This window comes from Pseudomonas sp. HK3 (genome assembly GCF_052920985.1).
Map to the genome: position 1 here is coordinate 631,380 of NZ_JBREXD010000002.1, position 19,768 is coordinate 651,147.

At 39.8% G+C, this 19,768-nt stretch carries 21 protein-coding genes and 1 pseudogene; 14 read left to right on the plus strand and 8 right to left on the minus strand.

The window, feature by feature from the left end; all coding sequences use genetic code 11:
• Positions 1 to 42: 42 nt before the first annotated feature.
• From ACU6U9_RS13945 to ACU6U9_RS14000, 12 genes and pseudogenes are all read left to right on the plus strand, one after another.
• Entirely contained in the window at positions 43 to 534 is a 492-nt protein-coding gene (locus ACU6U9_RS13945) for a GspH/FimT family pseudopilin (RefSeq protein ID WP_446735629.1), read from the plus strand.
• Positions 525 to 1,115 (plus strand): type IV pilus modification PilV family protein, encoded by a 591-nt coding sequence (locus ACU6U9_RS13950; protein WP_446735630.1) that lies wholly within the window; start codon positions 525 to 527, stop codon positions 1,113 to 1,115. Before ACU6U9_RS13945 ends, ACU6U9_RS13950 begins: the two co-directional genes overlap by 10 nt.
• Positions 1,115 to 1,180: pseudogene (locus tag ACU6U9_RS13955) on the plus strand (prepilin-type N-terminal cleavage/methylation domain-containing protein); the annotation flags it as partial. The gene ACU6U9_RS13950 and the pseudogene ACU6U9_RS13955, both read left to right, overlap by 1 nt.
• Before the next feature lie 12 nt (positions 1,181 to 1,192).
• Positions 1,193 to 1,975, plus strand: a complete 783-nt coding sequence (locus tag ACU6U9_RS13960; RefSeq protein ID WP_446735880.1) for a PilW family protein — start codon at positions 1,193 to 1,195, stop codon at positions 1,973 to 1,975.
• Positions 1,976 to 1,984: 9 nt separating this feature from the next.
• On the plus strand, positions 1,985 to 2,506 hold the full coding sequence (locus ACU6U9_RS13965) for a pilus assembly PilX family protein (RefSeq protein ID WP_446735631.1): 522 nt from the start codon (positions 1,985 to 1,987) through the stop codon (positions 2,504 to 2,506).
• An 8-nt stretch (positions 2,507 to 2,514) separates the two neighbouring features.
• Entirely contained in the window at positions 2,515 to 2,826 is a 312-nt protein-coding gene (locus ACU6U9_RS13970) for a hypothetical protein (RefSeq protein WP_446735632.1), read from the plus strand.
• 11 nt (positions 2,827 to 2,837) lie between these two features.
• A complete protein-coding gene (locus ACU6U9_RS13975; RefSeq protein WP_446735633.1) occupies positions 2,838 to 6,128 on the plus strand; it encodes a pilus assembly protein in 3,291 nt (1,096 codons plus the stop codon).
• A gap of 10 nt (positions 6,129 to 6,138) precedes the next feature.
• Positions 6,139 to 6,537, plus strand: a complete 399-nt coding sequence (locus ACU6U9_RS13980) for a type IV pilin protein (protein WP_446735634.1) — start codon at positions 6,139 to 6,141, stop codon at positions 6,535 to 6,537.
• 131 nt (positions 6,538 to 6,668) lie between these two features.
• Entirely contained in the window at positions 6,669 to 7,103 is a 435-nt protein-coding gene (locus tag ACU6U9_RS13985; protein ID WP_446735635.1) for a T6SS immunity protein Tdi1 domain-containing protein, read from the plus strand.
• A 38-nt stretch (positions 7,104 to 7,141) separates the two neighbouring features.
• Complete coding sequence (locus tag ACU6U9_RS13990) at positions 7,142 to 7,753, plus strand: trimeric intracellular cation channel family protein (protein WP_446735636.1); 612 nt, start codon at positions 7,142 to 7,144, stop codon at positions 7,751 to 7,753.
• A gap of 167 nt (positions 7,754 to 7,920) precedes the next feature.
• Positions 7,921 to 8,700, plus strand: coding sequence for an alpha/beta hydrolase family protein (locus ACU6U9_RS13995; protein WP_446735637.1), 780 nt, complete (start codon positions 7,921 to 7,923; stop codon positions 8,698 to 8,700).
• A 114-nt stretch (positions 8,701 to 8,814) separates the two neighbouring features.
• Entirely contained in the window at positions 8,815 to 9,447 is a 633-nt protein-coding gene (locus ACU6U9_RS14000; protein ID WP_446735638.1) for a MarC family protein, read from the plus strand.
• A 40-nt stretch (positions 9,448 to 9,487) separates the two neighbouring features.
• On the opposite strand, the gene ACU6U9_RS14005 is transcribed toward ACU6U9_RS14000, so the two are convergent.
• Positions 9,488 to 9,943, minus strand: a complete 456-nt coding sequence (locus ACU6U9_RS14005) for a hypothetical protein (RefSeq protein ID WP_446735639.1) — start codon at positions 9,941 to 9,943, stop codon at positions 9,488 to 9,490.
• Between the two features lie 18 nt (positions 9,944 to 9,961).
• Positions 9,962 to 11,206, minus strand: a complete 1,245-nt coding sequence (locus ACU6U9_RS14010) for a DEAD/DEAH box helicase (RefSeq protein ID WP_446735640.1) — start codon at positions 11,204 to 11,206, stop codon at positions 9,962 to 9,964.
• 355 nt (positions 11,207 to 11,561) lie between these two features.
• Between ACU6U9_RS14010 and ACU6U9_RS14015 the strand changes: the two genes are divergently transcribed.
• Positions 11,562 to 12,269: a DJ-1/PfpI family protein gene (locus ACU6U9_RS14015; protein WP_446735641.1), complete on the plus strand. Its 708-nt coding sequence runs from the start codon at positions 11,562 to 11,564 to the stop codon at positions 12,267 to 12,269.
• Complete coding sequence (locus ACU6U9_RS14020; protein ID WP_446735642.1) at positions 12,230 to 12,544, plus strand: helix-turn-helix domain-containing protein; 315 nt, start codon at positions 12,230 to 12,232, stop codon at positions 12,542 to 12,544. Before ACU6U9_RS14015 ends, ACU6U9_RS14020 begins: the two co-directional genes overlap by 40 nt.
• A 1-nt stretch (position 12,545) precedes the next feature.
• Here the strand turns inward: ACU6U9_RS14020 and arfB are convergent, their stop codons facing one another.
• The 6 genes from arfB to ACU6U9_RS14050 form a co-directional block, all read right to left on the minus strand.
• Positions 12,546 to 12,956, minus strand: coding sequence for an alternative ribosome rescue aminoacyl-tRNA hydrolase ArfB (arfB, locus tag ACU6U9_RS14025; protein WP_446735643.1), 411 nt, complete (start codon positions 12,954 to 12,956; stop codon positions 12,546 to 12,548).
• Positions 12,957 to 13,037: 81 nt separating this feature from the next.
• On the minus strand, positions 13,038 to 14,297 hold the full coding sequence (locus ACU6U9_RS14030; RefSeq protein WP_446735644.1) for a DUF1302 family protein: 1,260 nt from the start codon (positions 14,295 to 14,297) through the stop codon (positions 13,038 to 13,040).
• Entirely contained in the window at positions 14,297 to 15,076 is a 780-nt protein-coding gene (locus tag ACU6U9_RS14035) for an outer membrane lipoprotein-sorting protein (RefSeq protein WP_446735645.1), read from the minus strand. Before ACU6U9_RS14035 ends, ACU6U9_RS14030 begins: the two co-directional genes overlap by 1 nt.
• Before the next feature lie 10 nt (positions 15,077 to 15,086).
• Positions 15,087 to 15,998 (minus strand): hypothetical protein, encoded by a 912-nt coding sequence (locus ACU6U9_RS14040; RefSeq protein ID WP_446735646.1) that lies wholly within the window; start codon positions 15,996 to 15,998, stop codon positions 15,087 to 15,089.
• Positions 15,991 to 18,543 carry an efflux RND transporter permease subunit gene (locus tag ACU6U9_RS14045; RefSeq protein ID WP_446735647.1) on the minus strand — a complete coding sequence of 851 codons (2,553 nt, stop codon included), beginning with the start codon at positions 18,541 to 18,543 and terminating at the stop codon, positions 15,991 to 15,993. The genes ACU6U9_RS14040 and ACU6U9_RS14045 overlap by 8 nt, the downstream gene beginning before the upstream one ends.
• Positions 18,544 to 19,767, minus strand: coding sequence for an acyl-CoA dehydrogenase family protein (locus ACU6U9_RS14050; RefSeq protein ID WP_446735648.1), 1,224 nt, complete (start codon positions 19,765 to 19,767; stop codon positions 18,544 to 18,546).
• Position 19,768 lies beyond the last annotated feature (1 nt).

Below are 19,768 nucleotides of genomic sequence, written 5' to 3' on the forward strand. Positions count from 1 at the left end.
TTTCATTAGGGCACTCTCAATAATCACGCTTTAATACATGCTATGAAAAAACAAAACGGCCTGACCCTAATTGAACTAATGATAACAACCATAATCTTGGTGATTCTGGCGAGTGCTGCCGTTCCATCAATGAAAGGTTTATTTGATCGTAGTAATCGAGATATTGCAGGCCCAGCATTTGAGAAAACCGTAAAGCTAGCACGTAGTGAAGCGATCCAACGTAGCCAGACAGTTAGAATATCACCCACTAGTGGTTCAAATGATTGGTCTCAAGGCTGGCGCATTGATTTAATTGTTAGCTCCGACCCAATAGTCCTGCAATTAATTCGCTCATTTGACCCTCTACCAGGAACAACTGTTTTCACAAGTGACACATTCGATGGCAATACCCCACTAGATGTACTCCCGAATGGACAAGCCTCATTAGTTGGAAATTTTACACTGTCTCAAGCTGGCTGCAGTGCCGGTGATATTAACACCTATAGTGTATTACTTTCAGGCACCTTAAACAGGAGAGTAACCCCATGTCCATAATGCAAAGACAGAGTGGTTTTGCCATGGTTGAAGTCATGGTAACCGTCGCCATAATCACGATAGGTATCTCGGGTATGGGGATGCTATTAATTCGTGCTATTCAAGGCACACAAGATAGTGCACAACTCTCTCAAGCTATGTGGATTGTTCAGGATTATGTTGGAAGAATGCGCTCAAACCCAGAAGGCTCAAGGTCGGGCTTTTATGCACTTGATCCGGCAACAATAGACTGTACTGTATTACCCGTCACAATGTGCGCTGAAACATTTCGTGATGGCGCAGAGGTAGGTACAGGGGACTGTAGTACCGACACAAATGTAATGGCAACATTTGATAAATGGATTAGTACCTGCGGCCTTACACAAGACATTTATGACAGCCCTTCTGACTTTATAATAAACCCTGAACTGACTTCAGCTTGCACAAATACAAGTAACAGAGTCAGTACAAGTACATATCAACCTGATTGCATACAATACGAAGTAACACTTTCATGGGATACAAGAATCACTAAAGTTAGTGCGACTGAAGATGAGCGCATTAATAAAAATGACTACAGCATGATTGTGGAGTTTAACTAATGAACAAACAATCTGGTTTTACTCTTATTGAAATCATGATCGCGGGCTTCATCGGTATATTCATTTTAACCGGTCTCATGAATTTGTTTATCACCACAAATAAGAGCGTTTCCCTATCCGACTCACTCTCACAAAATCAAGAAGCAGGCCGCTTCGCAATGGATTACTTAACAAAATTCATACGCCGTGCTGGCTACACTGAAGACCTAACTAGGTTTACCCCAGCTTTATTTATCGCATCAGGTTCGCCTGCAGACGCTATTGATTGTATAGGCACACAAGCAGATGCATGCGCACTCAATAATCCCGTTACGATCCCCGTAACAATTTCGGGTGATAGGTTATCTATCCCTATGGATATTAGCGATAACCCTGGGGATGAGACTCGATCATGCACTGGGACTATTGTAGGAGGACCTGCAAACGGCGTGCAGAGGATCGTCAATGTATTTTGGGTTAGTGCAGAAGCGGATTCAATTAGAGAACTTCGCTGTCGTACTTTTAGTCGAGATACAAATAACTGGCTCGATAACCCAGTATCCATTATTAATAATATCGAACGACTTGAATTCCAAGTCGGAATAGCAGCAACTACAGAAAGTAAACATGTCGCTCGCTATGTTAGCCTAGATACAATCGAAAACAATGTCGATATAGATTTAACTCATGTCCGTAGCTTTCGTGTCTCTATACTCACAACCAGCCAAGACGATATAGACACCAGAAAACAAAGCACATTGCGTAAACGTGTTTACGGTTTACTTGACGCACCTACATTCGAAATTGAAGACACTAACATACGCAACATTTTCACCAACACTATTGAGTTACCAAGTGAAATTGCCAGAGCAGGCCAATAGGAAATGTCAATGAAACAACAAAATGGTTCATCACTTGTAGTTGCATTAGTACTGTTAACCATAATTACAGTTGTCGCTATTTATGCCTTAGAAGGCAGTAATATACAAAGTAAAATGGTGGCTAATAGCTTATTCAGTACACTAACGTATCAGGAATGTAGAAACGAGCAAGAGGCACAAATTCGCTTTTATAATATTAATGGCGGTACAAATAGAAATACTCTACTCGCGATAGCAGGTAAACCTCCAATTGATGATGGCAATGGCAACTTGGTCCCTCTAAATATCACCCAATCAGACACACTTACTGAAGCTAATGCGATGCACCCACCTAAATCTGCAGTCAGCATTGCTTGGAGCTACATCACTCTCGCTCCTGCTTCTCGAACTGGTTATGAAATTGACACTGAAAGCCCATCCAAAGCCTATTTATATGAAAACGATTGCTTATCAAGCTTTCGTTTTTCTCAAAACAGTCAAACTCAAGGCGCCATTGTTGAAGGCTTAAGGCCACCTGGTAATCTTAATTAAGGATTTTTATGAAACAAATTATCTTGATCTTATCCTGTATCTTTTGCGCCTCAAGTTATGCTGTAACCGATCTTGAGGTACCACTAGAAATGAACTCATTTCAGATTGAATACAGCGAAGCGAGTAAAACAGGCATAATTCGTGTTGAAGGGTGCTCTCGCTGCACCAAAGAAATATATGAGTTTAGCGAAAGCATTGTTGTAAAACGTAGTGGTAAAAAAACCACTATCAACGAATTATTAAAAGAATATTGGAAAGTAAAATATCCAACAGTTTTTTTAAAAATTAACGAAAATCAAGTCATTAGAATTAGCTACTAAAGGTGAGAAAAATGAAGCTATTACCCTTTCTGCTCGCTTGCGGCTTTTCTGCAGCGATACTCGCTGATGACACTGAAATTTACGGAGCATCAGAAATTGATGCCGAGAATCGAGTCAATTCCAACGTAATGTTTGTTATGGATACGTCAGGCTCAATGGGCACAAAAGTTGAAGTCACTAAAGTCCCTTACGTGAATAGTACTAATTACCCTGGGAACTACCGCGACAGTGAATTTTATATTGATTTAAATCAGCAATACAATAGAGGTTCAAGAATCACCTCCGCTCTACAATCGCAGTATTCATCTGAATGCGCCGATGTGGTGACGAAATTAAATGCCGAGGGCCGCGTACTGGTTAATATGTCACAGTGGCGTAGTGGCAATTGGCGTAACCTACAACAAGATAACCACAGCTATGTGCGTTGTGACTATGGCACTGCATATTGGGCTTACAGTGGTAATTACATGAATTGGCGCAGTGACTCCACCAATGTAGCAGAAAGCACACGCCTTAAGGTTGTTGTAGATGTAGTGCAGCAACTTACAGAATCACTGACCAATATCAATCTAGGCCTCATGCGTTTTGACAGTAATTCAGATGGCGGTATGGTTGATGTACCTATTTCAAACATCACGACCTCAGGCCCACTAATTAGAACTATCGTTGGTAACTATAATGACGGCGGTGGTACACCATTAGAAGAAACCTTTTATGAAGCTGTTCGCTATTATCAAGGAAAGGACTGGGTATACGGTAATAACTCGTCACCAAACAAAAGTATCAGCACTTCCCGCAACGGTAATACATATACGAGCCCTATCACGGCAACGTGTCAAAAAAACCACATCATACTTTTAACTGATGGTGACCCTAGTAATGATACGGATGCTAACTCTCGTATTAAAACACTCGTAAACAATATGATACTACCGGATGGCTTAAGTGATGAATGCTCAGGTAGTGGCCAGTGCATGGATGAACTTGCCTACTATATTCAAAATACAGACCAAGCACCCGACACCCTCATTGGCGAACAGCCCATTACTACTTATACCATTGGCGGCTTTGGTGATATTAGTGGCGTAGACCTGCTAAAACGTACCGCAAAATGGGGGGGTGGCAAATACTTTGAAGCGAATGATACTCAAGGCTTAACCGTTGCATTAGAGTCAATTTTTCTTGATATCTTATCTACCGACTCCACATTTACTGCGCCAGCGGTATCGGTAAACGCATTTAATGCATCTGAACACAGAGATGAGTTGTTTTATGCATTATTTCGCCCTGACGACAATGCAAAATGGGGCGGCAACCTTAAAAAATATCGCCTAACCGATGAAGGCTTTGTTTATGATGCAAACAACACCCCAGCCGTAAGTGACGCAACAGGTTTTTTCAATGATTCATCAAAAGATTTTTGGAACAATACACCTGATAGCGATGGTAACAACGTAATGCTGGGTGGTATCGCCAACCTATTAATACCTGCCAACCGGAAACTTTATTCAGACAGCAATAATAGTCTCCAGTTATTTTCAACTGTTGCATCACCAACCACACTCGATATGGAGTCGGAAAGCACAGAGAATGTAACAAAACTCAAGAGCTGGGTACAAGGTATAGATGTTAACGATGAAAACGGTGACAACAGCTCTACTGATAGCCGTAATTCAATTGGTGATCCACTGCATACTGAGCCACTCGTAATTACTTATGGCGGTACTGATGACAACCCTGATAGTACAATTTACTTCGCAACCAATGAGGGTTTTATTCACGCTATTAGTACTAAAACAGGCGCGGAGCAATTTGCTTTTTTACCAACTGAGCTGCATAGAACACAAAAAATATTTTATGAAAACACAACCGCTGCTGGTGATCGTCCGTACGGTGTTGACGGCCCAATTAGCAATTGGTTTTATGATAAAAACCAAAACAACGTTTTACATAAAAGTGGAACAACTACAGTAGAAGATAATGAACATGTTTACATTTATGCCGGTATGCGTCGCGGTGGGAATAGCTATTATGGACTTAATGTAACGGACCGAAACAATCCGGAATTACTTTTCAAAATAGAAGGTGGTGTTACATCTGGTTTTGAAAAGCTAGGCCAAACATGGTCACGAATGACTATCGCAAAAGTTATGTTTAATGGTGCACAACGCTTCGTTTTATTTTTTGCAGGTGGTTATGACACCAATCAAGATGGTAATGACCTGCCAGAAGCAGATAGCGTAGGTAATGCAGTTTATATGGTAGACGCAAAAACAGGTGAATTACTTTGGACTGCAAGTAACGAAAATGCTGACTTAAATATCCCTAACATGATCAACAGCATACCTGCTAGCTTATCCGCCGTAGACATAACAGGTGAAGGCAATATAGATTACCTATTCGCAGCTGATACAGGCGGTCGGGTATTTAGATTTGATATCAAACAGGGTAACGCTGGTAAAACGGACTTTGCGCAAGGCGGAGTCATTGCCTCTCTAGCAGGGACTGATGCAGAAAATAATCGACGCTTCTATAACAAACCCAACGTTTCACTTGTTAAAAACAGTCAATATGGCGATCACTTGACAATAGCAATTGGTAGCGGCCATCGCGCGCACCCAATTTATAATAAAACAGTCAAAGACCGCTTTTATATGATAAAAGATTTTAACCCCTATAGAGCGCCATCTACCTATACCATTACAACAGCGGCTCCAGTCGATGAAACTACGCTTAGCACTGGAGATGATGCAGATAAAACAAAACTTTATAATGCAACATCATTAATGACTCAGGGTAAAACGGCTTTAACGTCAAGTATGCAGAGATTAATGAACAATGGCGGTGGCTGGTATGTGACTTTTTCGAACACAGGGGAAAAGGTGCTATCTGAATCAACGACATTCGCAGGGGCTGTTATATTTACAACCTTCTCTCCATCAAGTGACACTGCTACAGGTTGTGGCCCGGATACTGGGCAATCACGAGCTTACGCCCTTGGTCAAACAAGTGCTATGTCAGTAATTGATTTAGATGGTGATGGTGATGTAGATGCCAATGACTCAAGCGTCACACTGTCTCAATCAGGTATAGCGCCAAGACCGGTTGTCATTTATCGTCCAGGCGGCGGTAAAACCATTGCTATTGGTACTGAGACTCTTGAAGATGACCGTTTTAATGAGACGCCTCCTGACCCGGATTGTGCGGCGCTAGGAACGTGCCCGCTTAAAGATCAAAAATGTACCGTTGGCAACTGCTATGTTGTACCCCAATACTGGCGCCAGAATGATATTACACAATAGGCAGGTGATTATGAAACAACAAGGTTTTAACTTAATTGAGTTAATGGTTACGCTTGTGATTATAGGGATACTGGCTTCTGTTGCTGTACCTGCTTATAGAGATAATGTCATCCGAGCTTCTCGTGGAGACGGCATGACAGCACTACAAAGCATAATGAATGCACAAGAAAACTTTTTTATTAATGAACTGACATACACAACTGACTTAACTCAACTTAATTTAACAGCTGCTCAAGTCAGTCCATCAGGAAAATATATAATAACGGCAAGTGCGTGCGGAGCGAGACCTCTTACCGAGTGTGTAAGATTAACTGCAACTGGACAAAATGCTCAAGCTGCTGATGGTATTCTAACGCACGATAGTCAAGGCGTTAATACGCATAATGGCAACGCTGGCTGGCCAAAGTAATCTTACATTTTTATAACCTTACAAGGCCAACGATAAAAAGTTGGCCTTTTTTATTTCTAACAGCACAAAAGCTCTTTAAGCACATTTCATCTATAATCAAACTTATCTTCCTTCAAAATACTAAACTACATATGACTATATTAGACACTGTCCAGCAACATTGGGGCTGGGTTGGCATTGAACCTGTTAAGCTCATTGCTGAAAATGAATTCGCAAATTTAATCATTCAAGATATCGATGACCGTTTTTGGCGTTTGTGTCCTGAGGATTTGTACTGCGAAGTCATCGCAGATGATAAAGAGGAATACAATGCACTGGTCAAAGAAGAAGAATTCAACCAAGACTGGTTTATGGAGGTTATGGTTCATAAAGCCATAGAGAAATATGGCAACTTAAAAGACGGTGAAAAATTCCATATGCTTGAACCAGGCGCATTAGGGGGCAAATATGCGGTATTCAATGTCAAACCTATTTCATTTGAAAAGGTCATTAAATTCTCTGGTGATCTTGCGCAGAAAATAGATCGAGCTGGTGGCAAAAAAGTCAATTACACGCCTTTGGGCTAAACTAGCTTAATGACAACAAATATATCAGGGAGTTAAAATTGCCTTTTGATTTACTGTTTTTTGCCGGACTCATGGGAATCGCCGTATTTGCAATTTCTGGGGCATTGGCCGCAGCCGAAAAAGAATTGGATATCTTAGGGTTCATTCTATTTGCAACGGTCACTGGCATTGGCGGCGGCACTGTTCGAGATTTAATTTTAGGCGTAGAAGTGGCTTGGGTTGCTAACCCTATTGATCTAAAAACCTGCATCGCGGCAGCTGTTATCACTTACTTCACCGCCCGACAAATTGTTCGCATTCAGCCGCTATTGATTTGGATGGATGCGATGGGGCTAGCCCTTTTTAGCGTATTAGGCACAGCAAAAGCTTATCATTTAGGCGCCGACCCATTGGTTGCCATCGCAATGGGGATGATCACACCAACTTTTGGTTCAGTCATACGCGACATATTACTGGATCGATCACCAGTACTACTACAACCGGAGATATATGTATCCGCCGCCATTACAGGAGGCGTCAGCTATTTAATATTTATCAATCTCTGGGGGAACCCAAATTTAAGCACTCTTTTAGCCATCACGTGCGCTTTTTTAGTTCGAGGCGCTGCCATTTTGTTTGATTTACGACTGCCTAAATTTAAACAAGATTAATACCAGCCATAGAAAAGACTTAACCCTTTTTATTAATGGCAAAATTTTGACAATCTAATACACTTAGATGAACGAGTTTTATTTGCATTAGGTAATGATCAAACGTACATTACCTGCCCTTAATTCAAGGGTTGCCCTTTTCGTTCAGTTGTTAATTTGAGAATTCTATGTCTAAGCATCGTTCAAAATTAGAAATTACAGGTACCCAGGGTACACTTGCTGCGATCTTAGAAAAACCCGGCCCACACCCTAAAGCGTTTATTATTTATGCCCATTGCTTTACTTGCGGCAAAGACAGCTTAGCCGCATCACGTATTAGCCGTGGTTTAGTCGCACAAGGGTACGCTGTCTTACGCTATGATTTTGCGGGTATCGGTAACAGCGAAGGGGCGTTTGAAAATACCAACTTTTCAACCAGCGTTGACGATCTAGTCTTAGTTGCCCAACATTTAAAAGATAATTATCAGGCACCTTCTATTTTAATCGGCCACAGTTTCGGTGGTGCGGTTGTGTTGGGGGGCGCTGCGAAAATAAAGAATATCAAAGGTGTTGTAACCGTTGCAGCCCCTTCGAAGCCCTGCCATGTCATTAAGCAATTTGCTGAGTATGAAGAGGAAATTGAAACAAAAGGCCAAGCAGATGTACTGTTATCTGGCCGACCTTTTGTCATCAAAAAGCAGTTCTTAGATGATGTGTACAGCCAAAACCAAGATGAAACAATTAGAAAAATTAAAACACCGCTGTTAGTATTTCATTCACCAAGAGATACAACGGTATTGATAAAAGAAGCTGAACATATATATGGCTATGCTATGCACCCAAAAAGCTTCATTAGCCTTGACCCTGCTGATCACCTTCTAACCAGCAGTAAGGATGCGGCCTATGTTGCCTCCAGTGTTGCGGTTTGGGCTGAACATTATGTTGATGAAGTGTCAGTAAATAATTAAACTGCCTTCATTAAGGTAAATTGAGTCGCTATGAGTTCACTCAAACGGCTTTCTTTACCTCTTGTTATAACACTTCTACAATTTACCTGCTGTTACCGCTAAAAAGAGTTAACTATGTTAGAAACCTATATCGTGGCATTTACCACATTTTTCGCAACTGTCGGCCCGTTAGATGTGGCAGCTGTATTTGCGGCGTTAACCGCCGGCACCTCAAAAGCCAAAGCTAAATCAATGGCTTATCGAGGTACATTGATTGCAACCATTATATTATTAGGCTTTGCTCTAGGTGGCGAATTAGTTTTGCAAACATTAGGAATATCGCTAGCTGCATTGAAAGTAGCCGGTGGTATTCTATTATTGCTCATCGCAATCGATATGGTATTTGCTCGATCAAATGGTGGTTTAACCACCACAGAAGAAGAAACCGACGAAGCCTCTACGAAAAAAGATATTGCAGTATTTCCATTAGCAACGCCTTTGATTGCAGGTCCAGGTGCAATGGGAGCCGCAATATTATTAATGGCTGAAAGTGCAGGCACACCCGCTCATCAAGGTATGGTCATCGCTGCCATTCTTTCCATTACGGGTCTAACACTATGCTTATTACTATTAGCGACTCGAGTGCAAAAGCTATTAGGGATAACAGGTATGCATGTAATCACACGTGTATTTGGTGTATTACTCGCCGCTCTTGCCGTACAGTTTATGCTTGATGGTATTGCAGACAGTAGCTTATTTAATCATTAGCAACGATATATAAAAGCATAGAAAATAGTCATGAATACTTCTATGCTTTTTCGCTTTTATCACCACCTGTAATTCGCTCATCACTATGAGCATCAAGCGCTTTTTTATCTAGCTTCTTTTTTGTTTCTTGAGATAAAACAACCTCAAGCTCTTTAAAAGAGCTTATTTCTTCAGGACTCAGTTTTTTAAATGCACTGGGTAATACCTCTATGCCAAAACGCTTACCTAATGCACATAATGCTGGCAAGGTAACTACGCTTCCAGGGGTAATGGCTAAAACAAATAAACCAGCCATTTTATGTACGTCTTTTAATTGCTCGAGTGCCGCCTCAATTTCTTCTGTCTCTGGTTTACGGCCTTGAGGTAGTTTTTGAGTTAGTACGCTAAAAAACGTTTTCATCATGACGCGGGTTTCTTCTTTCTCTTGCTTCAACCCCTGAATTGTTTTTGAAACCGTTTCTAGATACCGCTTCTGTGCTTCTAAATAGCGTTTCATATTCTCCTTTCCTTAACATTAACGACGACGCTTATTACCCGTTGATTTGCCCATAGCGCGTTGTTTTGATCGACGCTTTTGGGCAGATTTACTGTTCTTTTTATCTGCCGCTGGCGTTTTTGTTAAATCTGGTTCAAACCCTGGAAACCATTGCTGATTTAATCGAGTATCTAATATGACCTCAATTTCCTCTAAAAGATACTCTTCTTCTGGTGCTAATAACGAAATAGCAAGTCCACTTTCACCTGCTCGACCTGTACGCCCAATACGATGAATGTAATCTTCTGCTATATAGGGTAATTCATAATTTACGACATATTTTAGTTGCCGAATATCAAGCCCTCTAGCAGCAACATCCGTTGCCACCAATACACGCGCCTTACCTTGCTTAAAGTCTTCTAATGCTCGCTCGCGTGCACCTTGGCTTTTATCTCCGTGAATACTTTCAGTAACAAGCCCGTCTTTTTTCATTTCTTTTGCTAATGCATCTGCACCTTGTTTCGTGCGGGTAAACACTAAAACTTGTTGCCAGTTTTTACTGCCAATAAGGTACGAGATAAACTCTCTTTTTCGGTCACTGTCCATGTTATATACAATCTGCTCAACCGGTGTAGCAACACTATTACGATCGTGGACTTCAATTATTTTAGGGGTATTTAATAAATTTTTACTCAGTTTAAATATCTCATCACTTAATGTTGCACTAAACAGAAGTGTCTGGCGAGCCTTGGGTAAACGCTTTAAAATTATTTTGATTTCGTCCATAAACCCCATATCTAACATACGGTCGGCTTCATCAAACACCAATGTATTAAGTTGGTTAACGTCTATAGTGCCTTTAAACAGATGGTCAATTAAACGCCCTGGCGTCGCTACTACGATATCAACACTCTTTTTCAACTCATCTACTTGAGCACCAATACTCACACCACCATATACAATAGCGGATTTAATATTCGTACTCTGACTATATGCTTGAACATTTTTAAACACCTGCAATGCAAGCTCACGAGTTGGGACTAAAATTAACGCTGAAAGTTTAACCTGCGCACGATTATCTTTTGCTTGGTTAAGTAATTTATTAATAATTGGTAAAACAAATGCCGCTGTTTTACCTGTACCAGTTTGTGCGCCAGCAAGCACGTCATCACCCGCTTGTACATACGGAATGACCTGTTGCTGTACTTCTGTTGCTTCGAGATAGTTAAGCGCTTGGAGTGTCCCAAGTATACTTTCGTGCAAGCCTAATTCGTTAAAACTCATACCACATTCTTCCATTGCTTACGCGTAATCGACGTATTATACCAGAGGCTAGAGGGTTCATAAGCAGCGTTTTACAACTGCTCTTTTTGACGTTCATCTAAGGTCAAACTTTTTAAGTTGACCTATAAATTGTCTATAGAAGCTAGCAACACGACTCTATTATTGACCTCATTATAGGAATATTAACCCTTTTCCTCTTTATTTGGATAAACAAAGCCATAATAGCCAAAAATAATGCTAAATAGGCCAAAATCATCTATCTTGAATTTAAGGCTAAAAATGCCATTGTTAAAGGTCATAAACACGATACATTAGGCATTCAGGACAAAAAACTAGCTAATTTAGCCAAGAAATTATGACTCATATTACTTTCTTCTGTTGCGAGCAAATGCTGGCAACCAGTATGACATTACCCATTGAAATGCTACGTGCCGCAGAAAACGCTGCGCGAGTCCAAACGCGTGAACAATCATCGCTGGAGATTATCACCGCCGGTTTAACTCATAATAGTGTGCAAACCGCTGCTGGGTTTAGCCTAGCACCAGACCACTCTCTAAAAGAAATCAGTCATACCGATATTTTATTCCTGCCTGCCTTGTGGCGTCACCCTAAGCCTCCTTTGCGGCAAAACCCTGATTTGTTGTCTTGGGTACGTCAGTTACATGCTCAGGGAACATTGATATGCAGTGTTGGTATTGGTGTGAGCTTTTTAGCCGAAACAGGGTTGCTCGATCATAAACCGGCTACCACGCACTGGTATTATTTTGATCGTTTTCAAAAAGACTACCCAAAGGTACAACTCAAAAGACAGCACTTTATCGTGCAAACTGGTAACTTATTTACCGCTGGCAGTATGAATGCGCTCGCTGATTTGACTGTTTTTCTCATTCAGAAAATTTACAACAAGATTATAGGTATACATGTTGAGCGCCATTTTTCTCATGAAGTCCGCAAAGCATATAACAATACCAGCTTTGTTAATGAAAATAGCCAACACCCAGCGAAGACATCGTTCAGATACAAGTGTGGCTACGGGATAACTTTCATAAAGAAGTACTTATAAAGGCATTAGCGAAACAGTTTGATCTAAGTGTTAGAACATTAAATAGGCGCTTTAAAGACGCCACAGGAGTAACGCCGCTTACTTATTTGCAACAATTACGAATTGATGAAGCTAAGGACTTACTTAAAAGTAGTAACTTATCGATACATGAAGTGGCTTGTCAGGTTGGGTATAAAGATGTGTCTCACTTTAACCGCCTATTTAAACGCCTACTCACAATAAACCCAAAAAAATACAGAAACATGGTGAGGGCAAAGTTATTCAGTCCCCAGTAGTTTAGACAACACGTCCGCGAAGTGCTTTTGTTTGCCCATGTTTTGTTTTTTTATCCATACGTTTCATCTTGGATGAACGCGAAGGTTTTGTTGGTCTACGAGTCTTTTGGATGACGTTCACTTGCCGAATTAAGGCCGCTAAACGCTCCAATGCAGCTTGTCGATTAAGCTCCTGGCTTCTATGCTCCTGACTTTTAATCACAATGCAGCCATCTTTCGTTAATCGATAATCACTTAAAGCAAGTAAACGTTCTTTATAGAATTCAGGTAGGCTAGAGGCTCTTATATCAAAGCGTAGGTGTATCGCACTAGAGACTTTATTAACATTCTGGCCACCCGCACCTTGCGCTCTAATGGCTTGCATCTCAATTTCACTAGAGGGAATAGAGACATGGTTGGAAATAATCAGCATAATTGGTTAATCGAAACATAAAAAAAGGAAGGTTATCACAATCAACCTCCCTTGTATTATGCAGACCCAAAACCGTTCTAATTAGAAAGAGTACTTTAAATTCATATAAATTCGATCTTGGTCATCATACATGCCGTGAAGTGTGCTCTTTTTACCATCAAACCCAATTACGCCGAGTTCAAGTAATGTGGCATTGAACCACTCATAGCTCACTAAGTATTTAAGCATGCTACTTGCGTCGTCTTGATAATTATAAAGCCACAAAATAGAGGATGTTAAGCGTAACTGGCTCCATTGCTTTTCAATAAAGGCAGATGCACTTAAGATTTGATCATCTCGGGTATATTCATCGCTAACCGACAAGTATTGGCTTACAGCACCTTGAAAATTGAATGACCATTCATTCTCTTGGGCATCAAAACCTAATAAAATATCAAATTTACTGACCTCATCTGCACCACTACCGAGTTGTAATGATTCTTTTGGGTAGTAAGCAATATCTGATCGAATCACCCCATAATCATTTGGCCTAGCAAATGACAGCGCCAAGAGCTGTCTTTTAGCAAACGTGCCTTCAAATTGATTTTCCGTATTTTGTTTCAAAATAGGATCAGGGTTATACCCATCAAAAAGATAGATGTCTAAATCAGTACCATCTAAAAAAAATCGAGCTCTAAAACCGTAGTCAATATTGCTATTTTCTTCTAATGATATGTCTTGCGGGTAACCCGTAACGGCAAAATCAGCACCTGCTGGTGCCGCTAATGTCTCTTGGGTTTCATAAGCCGCAATAAACTGAAACTCAACATCATTTAAAAAGTGTTCAACAACGGCCATGTTTCTAGGTTGGCGACCAAGCGCGTAATCGTCTATATAGGTTAATAACCCCTCTCGTAAATCTAAAGGATTAATAACATCGACAATACGAAAGTAATCGCCTTTACCCCAGGCCACTTGTTGTTTACCAACGCGATAAAGCCATTGAGAAGACTCGTATGCAAGAATCCACTCGCGTAAATCTGCATTCCATTCAAGTTCGTCTCTTGTCTCTTTATCTTCATCAGAGTATTGAGGGCGATACTTAAAATATGACAAAGTATCCACAGAGAAATCCGATGATGACCAGTCGAGTTCAAACTGGGCATCTATGTTTTCTCTGAGGTCTGTACTTTGATCATCTACAAAAGGGGATCGTCCTTGATATTCAAAACGAGCAAATCCTTTACTCGCAAAATCTCCGAATGATGAATCCAGCATACTCATTGCAAAACTATCATTCGATAAAAAAGGTAGGCCAAGCGCCACACATAATAAAGCAGGTTTCATAGGCCTAATCAACATCAATCAAGTCCTTTTCTTAATGTACGTTGATTAAATAAGCCATCTTTAAGCTTTTGATTATATTGTGTGTTTTTACGAATAAGACGAGTATTACCGCCTTCCACTAAATTATCCATTTTTGCTTCAACGACAGTCCAGAAGCCATCAACTTTTTCAAGTTTAACCACTTCAAATACTTTGATAAGTCTGCCTTGTCGAAAAATCTCATCTTTCAAAATAATATTTTTTTCTGTATCAACGTGTACTATTCGTTTGCTATAACCTGTTCTAGGATTTTCAAGTCCGCTTTCGGTCGTTGCTTCTATAATACTTACATTCTCTTTAGAATTTTTTATCGTATAAAGGTAATCTGAAAGACGCATACGTTCAATATCAGCAAATGAAAAATCAGTACCTAGAAACGGGCCTTCTTTCGAGTTTGTTGCAATACGCTTTACTTTTCGAAGAGCAGGAAGGTACAACCATTGGTCATCGTCTTTCTTTTCTACTTCAGCATAGCTATACATTAATAATCCAGTACCGGCAGTATTGCTCGGCGCTGTAAAATAAAGCAACCCTTTTCTTTCTTCACCGAACTCTTTTTCATACATTTTTAAAGAGCGGCTTCTTACAAACCCATCTGACATCGTTTGTATTAAATCGACATCCGAATAACGGTCCAAACCTTGATCTCTATGCTTAACAGATGACATTATTTGCGTTGCATCTTGTATTGCATGGGTAAATACAGAGGCGCACAAAAATGTTGTTAAAAATAATGTGAAAATTAACTTTTTCATACTTCTATCCTTAAGTTGATTGTCTACAGTCGAGCGACACATAATTAGAGTCATTAGCTTGCCACTGGCGAATTAAGTCCGAAGAAAAATCCTGTATCTTAGTTTTTTCAGAACCAGTCTCACTCATCCTCACTAATTTAAGTCGACTAAAATCAGGGTTTGCTAAATCATGTAAATGACGACTTCTTACACTTTCCGCAATCATATATAACTGCTCTATTTCTGCGGAACTATTATCATTTACGGCTTCGCCATCACTCATTGAATGTTTTAAATAGCTAATTAAATCCGATGCACTATAAGCTAAAATAGAGTGCTCTTTCATCATATTGGTCGATGCTTTCAAACTTTTATAACGTTCATTCATCGGTTTAGGTTTTGAACTGGTCAGCTTCCATTCTTCATAGCTAACATTTAAAAGCATGCCATCAGAATTAGTTTTACATTCTTCACTTTGACCAAAAATCGCTAGCGCTGATAAAAGCAGCTCTTTTTTACTTTCATTTGTTAGTGGGTCTTTAGCTCGCATCCATATATGCAACTGCTCTCCATTTTTATCCGCTAGGCGGTCATGAAGTAAAGGATGCGTGTTAACTAAATTTTTTAACGTTTTTAAACCCGAGTCAGTTAATTCTCGATTTTCAATTAAACGCCTAAAACGTACAGAATCCTGTTGAGCCACTATAATATTTTCAGTCGCTAAGCTATCTATGGTTTTGAAAGCAGAAGAGCCTGATTTGTTTTTAATCGTCCATAATTTTTCTGTTTTACCCACCAAATCAATTAACGTATTTTTATCATACACACCATTTTTGGGGTAAATAGAGATCACTAAAAGATCATCTTCACTTGCCATGCTCATGACTGGTGTAACCAGCCATGAAATCAATAAGGCAATAAACACTTTATTGATATTAAGCATTTGCCTCACTTCCTACATGCTCAAGCGCTTCTTCGTCTTTATGTATAACCGATACAACCACTGACGGTAATACTAATAAAGAGAATATAGCACTAAGGAACATAGTGATTGAAATAAAGTACCCAAGATTAACAAGTGCTTGATAGCCAGACATTGTTAACACTAAGAAGCCTAAGCCAAGGGCTAAAGTATTAATTAAAATAGGTTTAGCGCATTTAGCTAATGCTTCCTCTATACGGGCTAGGCGTGTTTGTGCCTGACTCGATTTTAAGGCAGAGATAATATGTATTGAATAATCGATACCTATACCAAACGAAATAGCAGCAATGATCGATGTACCGATATCTAAGTTTGTGCCTGTCAATGCCATAATGACGAACACACCAAGCAGCGTTAGAATTAACGGCAAAGGTACAACCATGCCAATACTTGCCGAACGGAAAATAAGCATAACCAGTATCGTAATTAATATGCTGGCCAAAATCAGGCTAGCGACTTGTCCCCATACAACAGCATCTGTTGTGGCAACGAGTATCTCACCGTAACCAGAAATACTGATTTTGCTTCCAGCAGGCAGTACACTTGCTGAATACGTCATAATGTCATTAATAATGGTGCTTACTTCAGATGATTTATCCGAATGCAAAATCGCTAGAACACGAGAGTTCTGGTAGCGACGATCCACTACATCAAACAAATCACGACCGTTACCATTTTCATATAGTAAATAGTATTGAGACAGTAATTCTGTCGACAATGAATTAGGCAAAGAGTAAGCCTGGGCCGTCATATCATTATTTAATGCTTGGTTTAAACGTTTAACAAAATCAGGCAAACCGTAGGTGTAACCGACTAAGTCATGGGACTTAAGACGATTTTCAATTTTCTCAAGCGCTAATACATAGTCAGCTTGTTTAAATGCATCAACTTGATCGCTCTGCACCATAACGCTAATCGGGGTTGTACCACCAAAGTGTTCATTTAAGACTTTATCATCTATACGAATTTGACTGGTTTCTTCAAAATACCCAATAACCTGATTATCTACTTTTAGCTGCTGAGAGATGATCAATCCACAGACACCAATAAGAATAACCGTTGTTGCGATAGCCGGTTTTGCGTACTTTGAGATAGCTGCAAATGCAGAGAAACCACCATCAATATTGGTACTTGCAAGTAAACCCCATTTTGGCGGTTGCGCTTTCCACAGCACCAACATGGTTGGTAAAAAGAAAATGGTAATAATCCAGGCTAAAATCACACCGATACCAACAAACACACCAAATTCTTGAATGAATGTTACTTCTGTCCAAGCTAAAGAAACAAAGCCCAGTGCCGTGGTAATCGTCGTAATTAACATTGGAAAGAATAATTGCTTAACTGCAGCCGATGCTGCGATTGAACGCTGCGCTCTATCCGCGTTTTCAGGTAAGTGACGATAATAGTCCGATAAAAAGTGAATCGCATCGCAAACCGCAATTGCAATTATAAACACAGGCAGCATAGAGGTAATAATATTTTGCTTAACCCCAAGGGCACTCATGACAGCTAATGTCCAAATTAAACTAATAATGGCAATTAACATCGGGATAACCATACCCTGAATGCGACCAAAACTAATCAAAAGCACAAATAAAATCACTAGTAAGACACCAGGTAATAACGTCTGATTATCTTTTTCCATGTTAGAGGCCGTTTCTGATGCAATCATCGGAGGGCCACTTAAATGAACAGAATTAGCGCCTAAATCCGTTTGCGATACAATGTTATTGATTGCTTGAAAAGCCAGTAACATCGAAGGAGAGTCATCTTCTGCAATATAGAATTCAACTTGAATACTCGTCGCTTTTGAGTCTTGAGCGATTAAACCGTCAATATACAGTGGGTTTTCAAATACTTCCTTTTTAAGCTCCGCAGCCGTCGGATCTTTTGATTTACGCCCCATAAGAGGATGGATATCAATACCATCGACTGTAGGTGTAATATTTTCCATTGTTGTAAGTGAGCGAACTTTTTTTACAGGATTTAAACGTACCAATAAGGTTTCGAATGTAATAATCTCACTCTGAGTTAATACATTCGAATTAACTAATTCATTCTTTAAACCTTCTAATACATAAACATCTTGCTTTAAGACACCTTTATCAAGGATTGCTTCGATCTTCTTAGATTGATCGTTTGTTAATCCTGAAAGTGATGCTAGAAACTGTTTATCAATGTCTGAAACTAATGACATTTTCTCAAACTTATCACTCAGTATTTTAACAAGATTCAATGTCTCATTATTAAAGACATCACCTTGTTGATTCACGACGGCAATAAATGCTTGCTCGCCTGTTCCAGTGAATGTTTTCTTACTTTTGTGATCCGCCATACGACTTGGGTGATCATGGCCGATCATATAGGGCGTTGCATTAATCTGCAGTTTACCTGCACTGGTTAATGCTAGAAAAGTGACCACAATAAAAGCAAGCAATACTTTCCAAGGGGAAGTATGGAGCCTATTCGTTTTTTCAATCAGTGAGTCCATCAATGATGATGACATTTATACAGCCTCCGCAGCAGTTTGCAGGTGCTCTGCATCTTGCCATGATAATTTTAGATTTTTATGAACTTTAGGACTATTTTTATAATCACTTAATAATGAATCCCAAATCACTCGTTTATGAATCTCAGTGGTACCGCCGGCAAATAATAATCCAATCGCATCTCTTAACAAACGCTCATAGTAATTCTCTCGACGATAACCATAATTACCCAACACTCTCATTGCACTTAATGAAGACTCATGGAAAATTTCAGAGGAATACATCTTAATAATAGAAGCCAGTTTTGAACAATCTCGACCTTGCTCAATAAAGTTCAAGGCTTTAAATATAACGCCGCCTAATAATTCAAGTTTGCTTTCAATTTCAACAATATATTGTTGTACGTATTGATTATCACCAATCGCTTTACCAAAAGCATGTCTCTCTTGACTGTATTGAGTGCATTCTTTTACAAGTGGGCGAATACAACCTGAAACTAGTACACCTGTTAAAATACGTTCGATCAAGAATGAGAAATACAATACTGCTAGACCGTTTTCTTCAGTACTCACTAAATTTTTTGAACTTAACGCTACATTTTCAAAGTCAATACCTCCAATCGGCGTTCCGCGATTGCCCATCAAACTAAATGGCTCAGATTGCTCAACCCCTTTCTGATCAGTCTCTAAGATAAAGCAGGAAATTGCTTTTTCTTTTTTACCTTTAACTTTAGCAAATGTCATACAAATATCAGCTATTGGCGCATTCGTAATATTCCATTTTTTACCGTTAAGTAAATAGCCAGCGTCCGTTTCTTCGACTTCTGTTTTGATCGAACGCACATCTGAACCACAGCCTCGCTCAGTAATAGCAAAACATGCTAATTTTTCACCTGAGATCAAACTTGGTAACCACGTTTCGCATTGCTCTTTAGTGCCATAGTTAACAAGTGAGGACTGCACCAAAGCAACCTGAGCAACAAATGTCACCAGAACGCCCATGTCTTGACAGCCTTCTGCAAAACCTTCTAATGCAGCAGAAAAATCAGTAATACTTAAACCCGAGCCACCATATTGTTCAGGCATACTCAAACCTAATAGGCCGGTCTCACCTACTTTCTTCCATAAGTTTTTATCAAATGAGACGCTTTCATCACGATACGCGGCAGACGGTCTAACTAGATCTCGCCCAACTAAAAAATAACGTTGCTTTAATGCTAACTGTTCTTTATTCCATTCCATG

Excerpts from the sequence above, each read along its gene's own strand:
- ACU6U9_RS13945 (WP_446735629.1), top strand. The coding sequence starts at position 43 with ATGAAAAAACAAAACGGCCTGACCCTAATTGAACTAATGATAACAACC.
- ACU6U9_RS13950 (WP_446735630.1), top strand. The coding sequence starts at position 525 with ATGTCCATAATGCAAAGACAGAGTGGTTTTGCCATGGTTGAAGTCATG.
- ACU6U9_RS13960 (WP_446735880.1), top strand. The coding sequence starts at position 1,193 with ATGAATTTGTTTATCACCACAAATAAGAGCGTTTCCCTATCCGACTCA.
- ACU6U9_RS13965 (WP_446735631.1), top strand. The coding sequence starts at position 1,985 with ATGAAACAACAAAATGGTTCATCACTTGTAGTTGCATTAGTACTGTTA.
- ACU6U9_RS13970 (WP_446735632.1), top strand. The coding sequence starts at position 2,515 with ATGAAACAAATTATCTTGATCTTATCCTGTATCTTTTGCGCCTCAAGT.
- ACU6U9_RS13975 (WP_446735633.1), top strand. The coding sequence starts at position 2,838 with ATGAAGCTATTACCCTTTCTGCTCGCTTGCGGCTTTTCTGCAGCGATA.
- ACU6U9_RS13980 (WP_446735634.1), top strand. The coding sequence starts at position 6,139 with ATGAAACAACAAGGTTTTAACTTAATTGAGTTAATGGTTACGCTTGTG.
- ACU6U9_RS13985 (WP_446735635.1), top strand. The coding sequence starts at position 6,669 with ATGACTATATTAGACACTGTCCAGCAACATTGGGGCTGGGTTGGCATT.
- ACU6U9_RS13995 (WP_446735637.1), top strand. The coding sequence starts at position 7,921 with ATGTCTAAGCATCGTTCAAAATTAGAAATTACAGGTACCCAGGGTACA.
- ACU6U9_RS14000 (WP_446735638.1), top strand. The coding sequence starts at position 8,815 with ATGTTAGAAACCTATATCGTGGCATTTACCACATTTTTCGCAACTGTC.
- ACU6U9_RS14005 (WP_446735639.1), bottom strand. The coding sequence starts at position 9,943 with ATGAAACGCTATTTAGAAGCACAGAAGCGGTATCTAGAAACGGTTTCA.
- ACU6U9_RS14010 (WP_446735640.1), bottom strand. The coding sequence starts at position 11,206 with ATGAGTTTTAACGAATTAGGCTTGCACGAAAGTATACTTGGGACACTC.
- ACU6U9_RS14015 (WP_446735641.1), top strand. The coding sequence starts at position 11,562 with ATGACTCATATTACTTTCTTCTGTTGCGAGCAAATGCTGGCAACCAGT.
- arfB (WP_446735643.1), bottom strand. The coding sequence starts at position 12,956 with ATGCTGATTATTTCCAACCATGTCTCTATTCCCTCTAGTGAAATTGAG.
- ACU6U9_RS14030 (WP_446735644.1), bottom strand. The coding sequence starts at position 14,297 with ATGTTGATTAGGCCTATGAAACCTGCTTTATTATGTGTGGCGCTTGGC.
- ACU6U9_RS14035 (WP_446735645.1), bottom strand. The coding sequence starts at position 15,076 with ATGAAAAAGTTAATTTTCACATTATTTTTAACAACATTTTTGTGCGCC.
- ACU6U9_RS14040 (WP_446735646.1), bottom strand. The coding sequence starts at position 15,998 with ATGCTTAATATCAATAAAGTGTTTATTGCCTTATTGATTTCATGGCTG.
- ACU6U9_RS14045 (WP_446735647.1), bottom strand. The coding sequence starts at position 18,543 with ATGTCATCATCATTGATGGACTCACTGATTGAAAAAACGAATAGGCTC.
- ACU6U9_RS14050 (WP_446735648.1), bottom strand. The coding sequence starts at position 19,767 with ATGGAATGGAATAAAGAACAGTTAGCATTAAAGCAACGTTATTTTTTA.